Raw genomic sequence first — 14634 nt, 5'->3', positions numbered from 1 at the left:
GAATACTTACGAAAGAACGCCGCCCGTGATGGGCGGCGTCATTCGGCCATCCGTCAATCCACTTTAGCGCGACGTATTTTCGCGCAGCTTCAGCTCACCCTGATAACGCAATGCGTTTTGAGAGCTGAGTGGCTCCGACGACTGAACTTCCAACGCGTCAGCTTTGAACGTCGTGGGCAAATTGATGACGTTCTTGATTTGATCGTATTGCGCTTGCGAGATGAGGCCCGATGCCAGCAAGCGCGTGGCGTCGTTGACGATGTTGCTCAGCAGCGGCTTGTTGCTGGCGACCGACTGCACCTTGGCCAGGAGCGCCGACCAGGACGGGCCGCTGTAATTCGTCACGTAGTAGTCGAGGCCCGTGGGGTTGGCGACCACGGCCGTGCATCCGGGCAGCTCGATTTGCGTGGAGCTCTCCGAAAGGACGATGGTCTTGCGCTCCTGCAGCGCATTGCCATAGGCGAGGGTCAGCGGAATGTTCCACTTCGACGCCGGGTACACGTTTTGATTGGGGTACGCCGCCTGTGTGATCGAGACATACGTGGTGTTGTTCACGCACTGCCCGTCGACCGTGACCAACGGCATGCCGGTCTGGCGAATGAAGCTGTCGCCGATGTCGGCGATCTTCTTGCCGCTGCCCTCCTCGAGCGACTTCCAGAGGCGCGCCGGGGTGGCGTTGCCGAAGGCGTAATTCTTCAGATAAATCTGAAGGCCTTTTTGCATGCCCTCCGCGCCGAGGTAGTTCTCGAACATCTGCAGGAGGTAGTTGCCCTTGGTGTAGACGAACACCGACGGGTTGATGAAGCCGAACGAGCCGGGATCGCTCAGGTTGCGCTGCACGGGGACCGCGGTGTTGCGAACATCCGCGTTGAAGACGCCGCGCTTGCCGTTCGCAAAGTCCGTGAACGTGTAATACTCGGGGTGGTACTGGATGACGGTGCGGTTCGCGAACCAGGTCGCAAACGACTCGTTGAGCCAAACGTTGTCCCACCAGTCGGGCGTTACCAAATCGCCGAACCACTGGTGCGCAATCTCGTGCGTTACGACGCTGACGGAGTACGGCTCGGGCCGATCGCCCGGCTTGGTCAGCACCAGATCCGCGAACTCGAAGATGGCGCCCCAGTTCTCCATGCCACCAAAGCCGGTGCGCGGCTTGTTGTCATAGCTGTCGTTGGCGGCGATCGTGTCGAACTTCTTGAACGGCAGCGGGATGCCCGTGTACTTGTAGTAGAAGTCCATCGCCTCCTTGGTCCACTGCATCTGGAATGTGGCCCAAGTCGAACGGCCCGGGGGCGTGAACCAGCGCAGGTGCACGTCGCTGCCGTCCAGAGGGTTCTTGAAGTTGTCTTCGAGGATGTCGAATTTGCCGCCGCCGAAGAACAGGAGATACATCGGCATCACGGGCGTCTTCTCGAACGACACCTGTTGGTAGCCGTCCGGAAGCTTGACCGCCGGCAGGTTCGCGCCATTGGATACGGTCTTCCATTCGCCCGGGACCTCCGCGCTCACCTCGAAGGTGTGGCGGAAGGCGGGCTCGTCCCAGCCCGGGAACCACTGGCGCGCATAGTTCGTTTCGCCCTGCGTGACGATGGCGTCGCTGGTGACACCGTCGGGGGTCTGCAGGCCGACCTTGAAGATGCCGGTGGCCGAAGAGCAGAAAGGATTGCGTGCCACTTCATCGGGCGGGCAGTACTCCGCGTCGGAGAACTGAATCTTGCCGTCCCACTCCATGTGCAGTTGATACTTGCCGGGGGCGATTTGGCCGTGGCTGACGCGCAATTGCACGAGGTCGCCAAGGGTTTGCGGCACGGGGGTCAACGCAATGGCCGAGGACGCATTCGACAGCTTGCGCAAGGTCGTGCGACCCTTGGCGAAATTCAAGTTGTGCGCGGCGACGGTGATCGCGTCGACCGCTTTGAGCACCTCGATTTCGACGTCCGCCCGACCGACGAAGGTCTTCAAGGTCGCGTCGGGGCGGAACCACAGCTTGTAGTTCTTCGGCCAGACGGTATCGGGCAGCTCGATGGGCTTGGCCGACTTGTCGATTTCGGCGATGGGCGCCGGCTTGTTCCCCGGCTCCTTGGTCCCGGGCTGGCCGACGTTCGGGTTGCCCGGCGCGCCGGAAACCGGGCCATCGCCCGTCAGGGAACCGGGAGCCGAGAGACTCTCCGAGTCACCGCAGGCCGCGAGCGGCGCTAGGGCGAGCGTGGTGATGGCAACATTTCTGATGACGGGCTTGAATCGTGATCTCATGGGAGCGTCGTCCTTGGTCATCGGCGAGTTTGCGGCGCCGACGGTTCCGCATTTCGTTCGAGCGTCATGATGGAGGAAACGGCCGAGTGGCCACTCCCTCCGAGTGTCCCAAGCCTCGCCGCCGTTAGGTGGGCCCGCGCCGAGGTTCGAGATGCGAGTGCGATGAGAGGGAGCGAAATCTTGCGACCCGGTTAGGAGCTACGAACCAACACAGGGTCGATGTGCAAGCGTGCGTTCGATTCGGGAGCTCACGCGCAAGTTATCGTCAAGATGGCTCATAGCATGGTGAACGTAGCCCGCAATACAAATATGAATCTTGGATTTGCGCGATACGAATCTGACGTGCCCGTTACGATGCTGGCGGCGGTGATTTTCGTGCCGAGCAAGGGGGCGTGCGTGTTCTGTCCCAAGCGCCCCCAAGGGTTCCCGAACGACGGGTCTGGCGCTTTCGCGCCACGGCTCCTCCGCGCGCAACAACTGCGCGATGGCGCAGCGCACAACGACGATCGTGGGCGCCTCGTAATTGAAATTAATCGCGGCGGTCGCGCGAAGAGAAGCTGTTAACCCGCGACGATCGGCCGCAGGCCGCGGCCCCGGCACGTGCGGACGATGGCTTGCAGCCTACCCCCTTTCGCGTCGTTTTCGATGTCTTTTTGCACCCGTTGACGATGTCAATTTGACTCGATCGAGCCTTGCACAGAGCCCCGCGCGGAGCCTTTACGATGACGTTCATCTTCAATACAATGATGTTGATCGACATTATTGCAGCGAATCGACGTTCACCGTGGGGAGGCAACATGACTGCGACTGCAAAATCCGGAGCCAGCACCTTGGCACGAATCATCGTCCTGCTACTCGGCTGTGTTTGTTTCGATTCGAATTTGGCATACGGGGAGGAACGAGCCGCTCCCAAATTCAAAGTGCTCGCCTTTTACAATGGCACGTACGACGCAGCCCATATCAGCTTCGTGCGCGAGGCCAACCGCTGGTTCCCGCAGGTGGCCGCGCAACATGGGTTTTCGTATACGTCGACCAACGATTGGAATCGATTGAACGCGAACGAGCTGGGGCAGTACCAGGTCGTGATGTTCCTCGACGATCTGCCGCACACCGCCCCTCAGAAATCGGCCTTTCAAACGTACATGCAGAACGGGGGCGCGTGGTTCGGGTTCCACGTCGCCGCGTTCAACACCGATCCCGGATCGTGGTCCTGGTACCACCGTCAATTCCTGGGAACGGGCGCCTTCAAATCGAACACGTGGGGCCCGACGACGGCGGTGCTGCGCGTGGAGAACCGTACGCACCCGGCCACCGCGCGGCTGCCGGCGACGTTCAGGTCGGCGGTCAGCGAGTGGTACAGCTGGAACAACGATTTGAGGAAGGACGCCAACATTCGGATCTTGGCGTCCGTCGATCCTTCGAGCTTTCCGCTGGGCACCGATCCCAATCAGACCTGGTACAACGGGTATTACCCGATCCTTTGGACCAACGTGAATTACCGCATGCTCTATGCGAACTTCGGGCACGACGCCATGGATTACGGGGCGAACAAGCCCCTCTCGTCCACGTTCGCCAGCGAGGTCCAGAACCGGTTCATCGTGGACGGGCTCCTGTGGTTGGGCGGCGCGGCCGCGGCGCCGGTGCAGGGTCTGGGTTCGGATGCGCAGCCGGAGATGAACTAGCGTAACGTTCGCAAGAACATTGCAACCGTATCGCGATCGCGTTCGCAACCCGGTGTCGCCGCATAGAAGTCGAGGGCGGCGTCGGCGAGCGAGCGCGCCCGATCGGGCTCGCGCCGGGCGCCGTCCAGGGCCCGGGCGAGGGTGAATCGAGTGTCTGCCAGATCTTCTTGCAAGCGATCGGGTCCGCTGCGGAGCTGGAGGGCGCGCTCGAGGGGGGCGAGGGCGCTCGAGGGCCGCTTGGCGGCGAGCCAGTCCTCGCCCATGGCGTGCAGGGTGGTGGCGTAGCCCCCGCTCTCGGTGGACGCGGGCTCCCAGATGGAAAGGGCGCGGCGGTGCAGCTCGATGGCGCGCTCGACCCGCCCCAGACAGCGCTCGATGCGGCCCACGGTGTTGAGCACCTCGGCCAGGGTCGGGCTCTTCGGACCCCGCGTGCGCTCGATGATATCCGTGGCGCGCTGCGCGTGCGGCAAGGCCTCGGCGCAGCGATCTTGCTCCAGGCGGATCGCTGCGAGGGTGTCCTCGATGTATGCGACTTGAACATGATCGGGGCCCAGGGTCTGCGCGAGCAGATCGCGCGACTCTTCGGCCATGGCCCACGCGGTGTCGAGGCGGTGCATATCGGTGAGCGCGACGGCGACGTTGCCCTGGATGGTGGCGGTGGTGGGGTGACCGCGGCCGAGCACGCGCTGGAGGATGCCCAGCGCCTGCTCGCGTTTGGCCAGGGTGCCGGAGAGATCGCCGAGCCTTCGCAAGGCGAGCGAGAGGTTGTTCAGCGAGATGGCTACCTCGAGATCGTCGGGGCCGTTGGCCTTCTCCCAGAGGGCGAGCGCCTCCACGCCGAGCTTTCGCGCCTCGTCGTAGCGGCCTTGCCCTTGGTGGATGGCCGCCAGGCCCTCCAAGAGCCGCGCCTCGAGCTCGCCGTGGCCGCCGCTGCGCTCGATGGCGCCGCGGGCCAGCTGCGCGATCCGCTCGGCGTCCGCGTAGCGCTGCTGCCGATCGCCGAGCACGTAGACGAGGGTGGTGAGCGCGCGCGCCTTGAGCAGATCGTCGCGGCCCATCTCGGCAGCCTCGATGGTGGAGAACAAATCGAGGACGGCGGCGGCATCGTCTCCGCGGCGCCATGCGATGTTCGCGCGGCGGCGCAGGGCCTCGGCGAGCGCGGGCGGGTAGCCGAGGGTGGCGGCGTCGGTCGCCGCCGCCTGGGCCACCTCGGCCGCGCGCACGTACTTGGCGGCGCTCTCCAGGGCCGCCGCTTGGCCGACCCGCTCCAGCACCTCGTCGATGCGCGCGCGCTGGGCGGGATCCGAGGGCGGCGCGAGCTTGGTGACCAGCGAGCGCACGTCGGAGCACGCGTCGACGCTGCGGAGGGCGCGGGCCGATTTGACGGACTCTTGCAACGTCTTTGCATCTGCATCGGCGTAGACGGAGATCAGCGCCTTCATTTCGCGGAGCTCGCCGGCCAGGCAATCGATGCGCAAATCCATGAGCTGCGGCGATTGTTCGGCGCGGATCTGGGTGGCCTCGCACGCCTCCACGTTCATCGCCGTCCAGCGGGACACGTAGGTGTCGAGGATGCGCTCCGTCTTCTTCCACGTGTCCTCGGCATAAGGTTGCCCGGTGGCGAGAAACGCTTTGTGCACCCGTTCGCGCGAGGGCCCGTCCCACACCCCGGCGAGCTTGGGCTCGGCGCTGGGGCAGACGGCTGGACGCGCCGCCAGGCGGTGCATGGCGAACGAGGCGCCGCCCGCGATGGCGAGCACCAAAATTCCCAGGGCGAGCACCACGCGCAAGGGCCAGCGAGGCGGCGCGAGCTCGTCCAAGAGCGCGGTCATCGACGGGTGGCGCTCCTCCTTGTTCGCCCGCAGCCCGCGTACGATGGCGCGGGCCACCCTGCGCGGCACGCCGCGCGGCGGATCGGGGGTGCGCGCGTACTTTTCGGGGGCGGCCTTGCGCGGAAACGGCGGGGCGCCGTGCAGCGCTTCGTAGAGCGCGACGCAAAAGCTGAATTGGTCGGTGCGGGCGTCGATGCGATCGGGATCGCCGTGCTCGGGCGCCATGTACGCGGGGGTGCCCGGTCCGCGTGCGTCGTCCGTCGGTCCGAGCCGCTCGACGTTGGCGGCGCGGGCCAAGGCGAGGCCGAAGTCGGTGACGCGCACGCGCCCGTCGGCGCCCACGAGCACGTTGTCGGGTTTGAAGTCGCGGTGCACCAGCCCCGCCGCGTGCGCGGCCGCCACCCCTCGCCCGGCCTCCACGAACATGTGCAGGACGTCGCGCGGTGCGCGCGGCGCGGCGGCCAGCCATTCGCGCAGGGTGGAGCCGTCGACCCGCTCCATGACGACGAAGATTCGTTCGCCGTGCACCCCGGCGTCGAACACATTGACCACGTTGGGGTGCGCGACCTTGGCCATGGCGCGGGCCTCCCCCAGGAGCCGCTCGCCGCCGGCCGAGCGCGTATCCAAGAGACCGGGGCGAAGGAACTTCAACGCGATCGTCCGATCGAGCTCGGGATCGTGGGCCGCGTAGACCACGCCCATGCCCCCTTCGCCGAGCCAATCGAGGATCACGTAGCGGCCGACGCGCTCACCGATTCGAATGGGCGGGGAGGCCTCGGGATCCGGCTGCCCGTCGCGCAGGGCGACGGCGGAGCGCCCCAGCATGCCGAGCAGGGCGCGGCACTCGGGGCACGTGTCCACGTGCGCTTCGAAGCGAGCTTCCTCCTCGGCCGAAAGAGCGCCCTCGATGAAGGCGGCTATCGTATTGGAATCGCACGACGGCATGGGCAACCACGGAGCGCTCGGGTTTTGTACCGCTTGACAGGGGGACGTATCGCCTTCACATCCTACGTCGTTCATGATTCTGTCGATGGAGCTCCAGACGTGCGGCTTCGACGCGCCCGATGGCTGGGAGACCATCGAGCAGCGCCTTCGCGACATGGTCGCAGCGGGGCGCGCGGCGTGGCCCACCGTGGTCCTCGAGGAGCGCGCGTTCGTGCGCTACGTGGCGGAGCGTCTCGCTCGAACGGACTCGATCCTCGGTGCGCTGGAGTCGTTGCATGCTTCGGACTTGTATCTGGCATGCGGTTGCGTGAAGGGCAACGAGGCTGCCCTGGCGGCTTTTGACGGCGCCATGCGCAAGGTGGCAGAGGTCGCCCTTCGTCGGATGTGGGGCACCGGTCCGCGCGCGGCAAGCCCGCACGAGCATTCTCCCTCGCACGCCGACGATGCGCTCCAAGCCTTGAGCACGCGTCTCCTGGTGCCGGTGGGCGACGCGCCGCCGCGCATCGCCGAATACTCCGGGCGCGGGGATTTGCGCGGTTGGTTTCGGGTCGCGATCACGCGCGAGGCGCTGAGCGCGGCGCGGGCCACCAAACGCGAGGTGGGCCTGGACGAACGGTCCATGGCCATGACTCCGTGCACGCAAGCGGATCCCGAGCTCTCCCATTTGCGGCGTCGTTTTGCGTCGGAATTTTCTGCCGCGTTCGCGGAGGCGGCGCGTTCGCTCGAGAGCGCCGAGCGCAATCTCTTGCGCCACCATTACCTCGACGGGCTCTCCATCGACGAAATCGGGGCCATCTACCGGATCCACCGGGTGACCGCCGCGCGGCGGTTGAATCGTGCGCGCGAGGCGCTGGTCCTCGCGACTCGGCGGCTCTTGGCGGAGCGGCTGAACGCCACGCCAAGCGAGCTCCAGAGCGCGATGCGGGCGCTGGATGGAGTGGTCGATATCACGCTTCGAAATGCGCTGTGTCCCACGGACATGGGCACGGACGCGACCTCGCAAACCTCGAATTCCCATCGCCATTGAGACGCGGGGCGAAGGTCGGTGTTGCAGCGCGCGGGCCTCGGTTTGCATCTTTTTGACGAAAGTTCGAAGGGCGCCTGCAACCTGAGCGGTCGGCCCGCATCTTCGCGGTGTATGTGGCAAGTTTTTCCGCCGCTCGCCAAATGGGTGGCTCGCAATCGGGTCGTGCGTTCGAGTCCCGCCATTCCGGTGGCGCCTTCTCTACCCTCGCCTCCCCTTCCTACTTCGTCTTCGCGTGCGCACGACGTGCACGCCTCCGTCGAGCCCGCACCGCGATCGAAAATACGCCCCTTGTTCGCGCCGTTGGTGCGCACGGGCGATGCGCTGGTGCGCGGGCAGGCGGTCGCGTCGCGGCACGGTCTTCTGTGCGCCGAGGGAAATGTGGTGTGCACGGAGCCGGTCATCTCTCCGGTGACGGGCACGCCCTGTCTCTTTTATTCGATCCGGGCGACGGTTCGCTGGCACGAGGCGGGGATGCGCCGGCAAAGGGTGCTCGACAGCCGGCACGAGGCCGCTCGCTTCGCGCTCGACGATGGGAGCGGGGCGATCTGGATCGACGCGGTGTGGGGCGGGCATTTCGAGCCGATGGAGACGACGCGGCAGAGCAAACCCATTGGGCCCTATGGGCATATCGCAGGAACGGATTTTCTATTCGGCAAGTACAAGTTGTCGACGGGTGCACTTCCGCGCGGCGCGATATGCCGGGTGGAGGAGCATGTGCTGCCGTTGCTTCCGAGGCTCTACGCGCGGGGGAAAATCGAGAGTCGCGGGATCGGCCACCCGGGGTGGTGCAAGCTCTTTCTCGAAGGACGGGCGGCGGCGCATTGAGCTCGCGCCGCCGCCGGGGTCGAGCCTGCGCGCGGAGGAAGCGGGACGTCGTCACGTCGGCTCGATCCCGATCGGTACCGGCGCGCGCCGATCAGACGATCCCGCCGTTGGCGCGCAAGGTTTGGCCATTGATCCACGCTCCGTCGGGGCCCACCAAAAAGGCGACGGCGGCCGCGATGTCCTCGGGCGTTCCCAGCCGCTCCAGCGGGGCCGCCTTGGTGAAGTGGTCGATGAGCTCCTGCGATTTGCCATTGAAGAACAGCGCGGTGGCCGTGGGTCCCGGCGCCACGGCGTTGACGGTGATGGACCTTCCGCGCAGCTCCTTGGCAAAGATGTTCGTCATGGCCTCCACGCCAGCCTTGGTCGCCACATAGGCCGAGTAGCCCGGCGGCGTGAGGCCGACGGTGCTGGAGGAGAAGTTGACGATGCGCCCGCCCTCGCCGAGGCGGCTGGCCGCCTCGCGCAAGGTGTTGAACGTGCCTTTGAGGTTGACGGCCACCAGCCGATCGAAGAGCGCGTCGCTCGTGTCGGCCAAGGGCACGAGGCCCGGTTGCATGATGCCCGCGTTGTTGACGAGCACGCTCACCTTGCCGAACGCGGCCTCGGCCTCCTCGAACAAGCGCCGCGCGGCCGCCGGATCGGCGACGTCCGCTCGCACCGCGGTGGCCACCCCGCCGGCCGCGCGAATGGTGGAGATGACCGTCTCGGCCTCCTCGGCGCTGCCGACATAGTTCACGACCACCGCCATTCCATCGGCCGCGAGGCGCGAGGCGATGGCGGCTCCGATCCCGCGCGAGGCTCCCGTGACGATGGCGACCTTCCGATTTCCGTTGTTCATGACCTTGCTCACTCCGTGCATCGGTTGATTCCGATGCGACGAATATGGATGGCCTCATCGGTTGGATAAATGGGCAACATTTGCTATCACTATTCAAAAATAGCCAACAATTCGGGCGGCCCGTGAGATGACGTTGCCGGGGTCGCGAACTGCCAGGAGCCCTCTCGATGGACCGTTTCGATGCCATGCGGGTGTTCACGCGAATCGTGGAGCGCCGCAGCTTCACCTTGGCGGCCGAGGATCTGCGGTTGCCCAAGGCCACGGTCACCCACGCGTTGAAGCAGCTGGAGGCGCGGCTCGGCGTGCGCTTGATCCAGCGCACCACCCGCCATGTCAGCCCGACCTTGGACGGCGAAGCGTATTACCAGCGCTGCCTGCGGCTCCTCGCCGACGTGGAGGAGGCGGAGAGCGCGTTCAAAGACGCCAAGCCCAAAGGGCTCTTGCGCGTCGACGTGCACGGCACCTTGGCGCGCCACTTCGTCATCCCGGCCTTGCCGGAGTTCTTCGAGCGCTATCCGGACGTCGAGCTGCACATGAGCGAGGGCGATCGCCTAGTCGATCCGGTGCGCGATGGGATCGACTGCGTGCTGCGCGTGGGCGAGCTCCGCGACAGCTCGATGATCGCCCGGCAGGTCACCTTGCTGGAGGAGATCACCTGCGCCAGCCCCGCCTACTTGGCCCGATACGGCACCCCGCGCACCCTCGAGCAGCTGGGCGAGCACCGGGCCGTCAACTTCGTCTCATCGGCGACGAACAAGCCGTTTCCGTTCGAGTTCCTCGTGGGCGGGAGCGTGAAGCTGAAGACCCTGCGCGGGGCGCTCTCCGTCAACGGCGCCGAGGCCTACATTGGAGCAGCTATCGCGGGCCTCGGTTTGATCCAAGTGCCGCGCTACCACGTGGCCGAGGCGCTCGCGCAAGGCCGTCTTCGCCCGGTGCTCATCAAATTTCCGCCGCCGAGAACACCGGTGTCATTGCTCTATCCCCACAACCGGCAGCTCTCGCCGCGCGTGCGGGTCTTCGTCGATTGGGTGGCGGAGCAGTTCGCGAAACCGTAGCCACCCCGCGCGGGGGCCGATAAGATGGGGCGCCGTATGGGTTGCATTTTTTGTGAGATCGCGGGCGGCAAGCTCCCCGCGGCGCGGGTGCTCGACGAGCCGGATGTCGTGGCCTTTCTCGATAAGAAGCCGCTCTTTCACGGGCACGTTTTGGTGATTCCGCGCGCCCACGTCGAGACGCTCCCGGAGCTCCCCCCGGCGGGGTTATCGGCCCTTTTTCCCGTGGTTCAGCGGGTCGCGCGGGCGGTGGAGGCCGCGCTCGAGGCCGAGGGATCCTTCGTGGCCATGAACAACAAGGTCAGTCAGAGCGTCCCCCATTTGCACGTGCACGTGGTGCCCCGGCGAAAGGGCGACGGCTTGAAAGGCTTCTTCTGGCCCCGCACCAAGTACGCCAGCGACGAGGCGATGAACGAGGTCGCCGCGCGCGTCCGCGCACGCCTCGAGGCGCCCTGAAAGCGCTTGCTCGAGGGCGGGTCCCAACACGAAGCGCGGGCATCGGATGGTACGACTCGGCCATGTGTCGAGAATCGCGACAACGAATTTGCCGGCAATTGCGGTATGGCAACGCGTCGCGTGAATGGCGAACATCATACTCCTGAGGCGCACCTTGGATCGATGTTCGGCCCGGCCATCTTTTTTTAGCCGATCGTGCTCTCACCATGTACTTAAGATATGTGGTTCTCGCGACTGTAAAATGCCGTCTCGCCGATACCGAGGAAGGCCGCTATGGCCGCCTCGTCCCGTGCCCGGAGGGACATCATGAATAGCCGGATCGAGGATACGATCGACGAGGCGCGTAAGCCATCCGCGGCCTGGGACCCCTCTCAGACGTCCCGCGGCCTCTCGAGCGACATTGCGCGCAGCAAGGTTCACGCGGTCCGCGAGCGTCTCGCGCAGCGGGTTTTGGTGGCCGCCACCATCTCGGCGCTCGTCGCCGTGGCGTTGCTGCGCGCGGGCTCCGCGCTGGTGGCGCTCGGCACGCCCAAGCCGAGCGTGCCCACGCCACCGCAAACGTTGGCCGCCGAGCCGGCGGTGCACCTTCTGCAAGACGACGATGGCGGGGTGGGCGAGCGATGGTCGACGGAGCGGATGGAGGGCGCGATCGGCCGGGCGCCTCACTCCGAGGCCGCCACGACGATGCACGCGACCGGCGACGCGCACTTCTGATTCGCGGTTCGAAGGTGGCTTTGAAACCGAGTCCGCGCGCTTTCGGCCCGGCGCGGTCCGCTTCAATCGTAGCGTCTACGCGAGCAAATATTCCGTGCACGGCAGGCTACGGTGGTGCTCCGGGGGGATTCGGCGGCGCTTGGCGTAAGCTATAAGCTGCCAGCATGGATCCCGCGCGCTGCGTACAATGTGGAGCCCACGTACCCGAGCGTATCTGCGCGTACTGCGGCACGCTCGCGCGTCCTGCCTCCGGGGTCGCCGCGCAATTGGAGGCGCTGACCGAGTTTCATGCGCTCTTGCCGCAGGCGGATCCCGCGCGGCAGAAGCAGCTGCTCACCACGGGCTATTTTCCCAGCCACTGGCAGGCCTTGGTCGAGGCAGGGCTCCAATGTTATCCGCTCCTGCGGGACGGCGAGGCCGACGGGGTCTCCCAGGTGGCGGCCAATCGCCTGGAGGCGATCGCCATGCGCCTGCGCATCCAGGGCAATACGCCGGAGGCGCAGCGCGCGATCGCGGAGTTCGAGGCGCGGGTAAAGCGCTTTCAGCGCGCGGAGTCGAGGCTCACCGTCATCGCGGTGGGGGTGCTGCTCGCCCTGGTCGGCCTGGTGATTTGGGGCGTGGTAGCCTTTTTGCGACGGTAGCGCGTGAACCCTTCGGCCCCTCGCCTCCCCTTCGATCCATCGAGCCGCTCGCGGCTCACGCGCCGCGATCTCGGTCGCTTCCCCGATGGCTCGCTCTTTCATGCCATCGGCCGCGCGGTGTGCGAGGCCGAGTGCTTGCCGCGCAAGGAGCTCTTCGAGGCGTGGGAGGTGGCGCGGCGGGTGCGCCGGCGCTTTCGCGGGGGCCGTATCGTGGATCTGGCGTGCGGGCACGGCCTCCTCGCCCATATCCTGATGTTGCTCGACGATACGTCGCCTCGCGCCATCGCGGCCGACATTCGAATTCCCATCAGCGCCGCCAAGATCGCCGAGGCCATGGTGCGGGGGTGGCCCCGGATCGAGGGCCGGATCGAGCGGGTGGAGCGCCGGATCGAAGAGGTGGACGTGGGGCCCGAAGATCTGGTCGTCTCCGTGCATGCGTGCGGGACGCTCACCGATCGGGTCATCGAGCGCGCCGTCGCCGCATCGGCGCGGGTGGCCGTACTCCCCTGCTGCCAGGACGTGCGGCTGTGCGCGACGGGCGGCCTCGAGGGGTGGCTCGATCCGGTCCTCGCCATCGACGTGGAGCGCGCGATGCGGCTTCGTTTGCACGGTTATACGGTTCGCACGGAGCTCATTCCGCACGCCATCACGGAGAAGAACCGCTTGCTGCTCGCGGAGCCGGCGGCGCGTTGACAAGGCGCGGCCCATCGTCTACGTCACCTATATGTGGCGTTTGACAGGTTACGCGCTGGGCGGTTGCGCGGCGCTCGCGATCGGCCTCTCCGGCTGCCGCGCATCGCCCCGTGCGTCCCCCGGCGCGGCGCAGCCCGAGGCGGGGCCGAAGGGCGCAGCGTTGTACGGCGCGGGGCTCTTCACGACCGGGGCGTGGGACTTCTTCATGGCTTTTTCGCCCGATCAGCGGAGCGTCCTGTTCGGGCGGGCAGACGATGCCTTCGAGGTCTTCGATATCCTGGAGACGCGCCTGGGCCCGGACGGACATTGGTCCCCGCCGGTCAAGCCGCGCTTTGCCGCCCACTACAGCAACGCCGATCCGCATATTTCCCCGGATGGCCGTCGGGTGTTCTTCATTTCGAATCGCCCCGAGGGCGGCAAACCCGGCGAGGCACCGCGCCCCATTCACGATATTTGGGTGGCCGAGCGCGACGCGCAGGGCGCACGGGGCGCACGAGACCCGTGGGGCGAGGCTCGCCATCTTCCGGCGCCGGTCAACGATGGCACGAACGATCGCTGGTCGCCCGCGGTCGCGCAGAATGGGAACCTCCATTTCGGCGCGGATCTGGGCGGTCCCGGCAAGACGGATCTCTGGGTCTCCCGCTGGAAGGACGGCGTGTATCAAGCGCCCGAGAACCTCGGCGACGCGATCAACGGTGCCGGGCTGGAGGTCGAGCCGTGGATCGCGCCCGACGAGAGCTACCTGATCTTCGCGGGGCTGCGCCGGCCGGACTGCGTGGGCAGCTACGATCTGTTCTTCAGCCGTCGCATCGAGGGTCGATGGGAGAAGCCCCGGCCTTTGACCGCGGTCAACACGGCGGCCTCCGAGTTCAATCACAGCGTCTCGCCCGATGGAAAGTGGCTCTATTTCAGCTCCGGGCGACGGCACGCCGGGCCGCTTGGCGAGCGCTTCGACGCTCCGAGGGACGATCGCACGGTCGCGGGCGTGGCGGACGGGCGCAAGGGTGACATCTACCGCATTCCCATGCGTGAGCTCGGGCTCGATGTAGCTCCCATCGCGGGAGGAACGCGTTAGACTGCGCGGCGATGTTTCGGTTCGTCGGCGGGGCGCTCTGCCTCGATTTCGTCAATACGTCGTCTTGGACCGGTGAGAACACCGTCAACGATCGTCTGACGAGCGCCGAAGCGCTCTTCGCTTGGGCTTCCGAGGCGAAGATCCCCGGCGTCCGCAAGGATGGCCCGGGGCACCTTGAGCCTTCCGCCTCGCTCGTGGAGGACGCGCACCGGCTGCGGGTGCTGCTCCGCCGAATCTTGGTGCCCCTCGCCCATCGGGAGGAGCCTTTGGCGGCCGCGCGGCTCGCGTTCGAACGCGAGATCAAACGGGCGCTGCAAGCGAGCCACCTGGAGCCGCGCGACGAGCGGCTCGCGCTCGTTTGGCCGGAGAACGCGGCCGGCCGCGGCATCCTCGAGCGCGTCACGTGGTCCGCGTTCTCGCTCGTTCGGTCGCCCGAGCGCGCGCGGGCCCTTCGGGAGTGCGAGGGAAGTCCGTGCGGGTGGTTGTTCGTCGATACGAGCCGCAACCACCTGCGGCGATGGTGCGAAATGCGAACGTGCGGCGGGGTGGCCAAGGCGCGTGCTTACCGCGAACGGAACCGGGTCTGAGCGCGCGAGCTGCC

13 protein-coding genes are annotated in these 14634 nt (G+C 66.4%); 10 read left to right on the top strand and 3 right to left on the bottom strand.

The genetic code is table 11. The annotated features are described in order from the left end of the window. Nucleotides 1-63 precede the first annotated feature (63 nt). Nucleotides 64-2253, bottom strand: a complete 2190-nt coding sequence (locus LZC94_01160; protein ID WXB15888.1) for a M1 family metallopeptidase — start codon at nt 2251-2253, stop codon at nt 64-66. 797 nt (nt 2254-3050) lie between these two features. On the opposite strand from LZC94_01160, the gene LZC94_01155 reads away from it, so the two are divergent. Next, the gene (locus LZC94_01155; protein WXB15887.1) at nt 3051-3935 is read left to right on the top strand and encodes a ThuA domain-containing protein; all 885 of its coding nucleotides are present in this window, start codon (nt 3051-3053) and stop codon (nt 3933-3935) included. On the opposite strand, the gene LZC94_01150 is transcribed toward LZC94_01155, so the two are convergent. Next, on the bottom strand, nt 3932-6712 hold the full coding sequence (locus tag LZC94_01150; GenBank protein WXB15886.1) for a tetratricopeptide repeat protein: 2781 nt from the start codon (nt 6710-6712) through the stop codon (nt 3932-3934). The genes LZC94_01155 and LZC94_01150 overlap by 4 nt on opposite strands. 73 nt (nt 6713-6785) lie before the next feature. Between LZC94_01150 and LZC94_01145 the strand changes: the two genes are divergently transcribed. After that, complete coding sequence (locus LZC94_01145) at nt 6786-7739, top strand: sigma-70 family RNA polymerase sigma factor (protein WXB15885.1); 954 nt, start codon at nt 6786-6788, stop codon at nt 7737-7739. A 288-nt stretch (nt 7740-8027) separates the two neighbouring features. Next, nucleotides 8028-8564, top strand: coding sequence for an E3 ubiquitin ligase family protein (locus tag LZC94_01140; GenBank protein ID WXB15884.1), 537 nt, complete (start codon nt 8028-8030; stop codon nt 8562-8564). A gap of 91 nt (nt 8565-8655) precedes the next feature. Here the strand turns inward: LZC94_01140 and LZC94_01135 are convergent, their stop codons facing one another. Further along, the gene (locus LZC94_01135) at nt 8656-9402 is read right to left on the bottom strand and encodes an SDR family oxidoreductase (GenBank protein WXB15883.1); all 747 of its coding nucleotides are present in this window, start codon (nt 9400-9402) and stop codon (nt 8656-8658) included. Between the two features lie 167 nt (nt 9403-9569). Between LZC94_01135 and LZC94_01130 the strand changes: the two genes are divergently transcribed. The 7 genes from LZC94_01130 to LZC94_01100 all read left to right on the top strand — a co-directional run bounded on the left by LZC94_01130 (nt 9570) and on the right by LZC94_01100 (nt 14620). After that, nucleotides 9570-10457 (top strand): LysR family transcriptional regulator, encoded by an 888-nt coding sequence (locus LZC94_01130; GenBank protein ID WXB15882.1) that lies wholly within the window; start codon nt 9570-9572, stop codon nt 10455-10457. 36 nt (nt 10458-10493) lie between these two features. Then, nucleotides 10494-10910 (top strand): HIT family protein, encoded by a 417-nt coding sequence (locus LZC94_01125; GenBank protein WXB15881.1) that lies wholly within the window; start codon nt 10494-10496, stop codon nt 10908-10910. A gap of 306 nt (nt 10911-11216) precedes the next feature. Further along, nucleotides 11217-11624, top strand: coding sequence for a hypothetical protein (locus tag LZC94_01120; GenBank protein WXB15880.1), 408 nt, complete (start codon nt 11217-11219; stop codon nt 11622-11624). A 164-nt stretch (nt 11625-11788) separates the two neighbouring features. Next, nucleotides 11789-12265 carry a hypothetical protein gene (locus LZC94_01115; GenBank protein ID WXB15879.1) on the top strand — a complete coding sequence of 159 codons (477 nt, stop codon included), beginning with the start codon at nt 11789-11791 and terminating at the stop codon, nt 12263-12265. A gap of 3 nt (nt 12266-12268) precedes the next feature. Then, nucleotides 12269-12958 (top strand): SAM-dependent methyltransferase, encoded by a 690-nt coding sequence (locus LZC94_01110; protein ID WXB15878.1) that lies wholly within the window; start codon nt 12269-12271, stop codon nt 12956-12958. A gap of 40 nt (nt 12959-12998) precedes the next feature. Beyond that, nucleotides 12999-14033, top strand: coding sequence for a Xaa-Pro aminopeptidase (locus tag LZC94_01105; protein WXB15877.1), 1035 nt, complete (start codon nt 12999-13001; stop codon nt 14031-14033). A gap of 11 nt (nt 14034-14044) precedes the next feature. After that, nucleotides 14045-14620, top strand: coding sequence for a CGNR zinc finger domain-containing protein (locus tag LZC94_01100; protein WXB15876.1), 576 nt, complete (start codon nt 14045-14047; stop codon nt 14618-14620). Nucleotides 14621-14634 lie beyond the last annotated feature (14 nt).

The sequence above is a fragment of the Sorangiineae bacterium MSr11954 genome (assembly GCA_037157815.1).
Lineage (GTDB): Bacteria > Myxococcota_A > Polyangia > Polyangiales > Polyangiaceae > Pendulispora > Pendulispora albinea.
The sequence above is the reverse complement of the archived record's forward strand: the minus strand, read 5'-3'. Positions and strand labels throughout refer to the sequence as shown.

What these genes read in the sequence shown, in the direction of transcription:
- LZC94_01160 (WXB15888.1), bottom strand. Translation starts at nt 2,253, where the DNA reads ATGAGATCACGATTCAAGCCCGTCATCAGAAATGTTGCCATCACCACG.
- LZC94_01155 (WXB15887.1), top strand. Translation starts at nt 3,051, where the DNA reads ATGACTGCGACTGCAAAATCCGGAGCCAGCACCTTGGCACGAATCATC.
- LZC94_01150 (WXB15886.1), bottom strand. Translation starts at nt 6,712, where the DNA reads ATGCCGTCGTGCGATTCCAATACGATAGCCGCCTTCATCGAGGGCGCT.
- LZC94_01145 (WXB15885.1), top strand. Translation starts at nt 6,786, where the DNA reads ATGATTCTGTCGATGGAGCTCCAGACGTGCGGCTTCGACGCGCCCGAT.
- LZC94_01135 (WXB15883.1), bottom strand. Translation starts at nt 9,402, where the DNA reads ATGAACAACGGAAATCGGAAGGTCGCCATCGTCACGGGAGCCTCGCGC.
- LZC94_01130 (WXB15882.1), top strand. Translation starts at nt 9,570, where the DNA reads ATGGACCGTTTCGATGCCATGCGGGTGTTCACGCGAATCGTGGAGCGC.
- LZC94_01125 (WXB15881.1), top strand. Translation starts at nt 10,494, where the DNA reads ATGGGTTGCATTTTTTGTGAGATCGCGGGCGGCAAGCTCCCCGCGGCG.
- LZC94_01120 (WXB15880.1), top strand. Translation starts at nt 11,217, where the DNA reads ATGAATAGCCGGATCGAGGATACGATCGACGAGGCGCGTAAGCCATCC.
- LZC94_01115 (WXB15879.1), top strand. Translation starts at nt 11,789, where the DNA reads ATGGATCCCGCGCGCTGCGTACAATGTGGAGCCCACGTACCCGAGCGT.
- LZC94_01100 (WXB15876.1), top strand. Translation starts at nt 14,045, where the DNA reads ATGTTTCGGTTCGTCGGCGGGGCGCTCTGCCTCGATTTCGTCAATACG.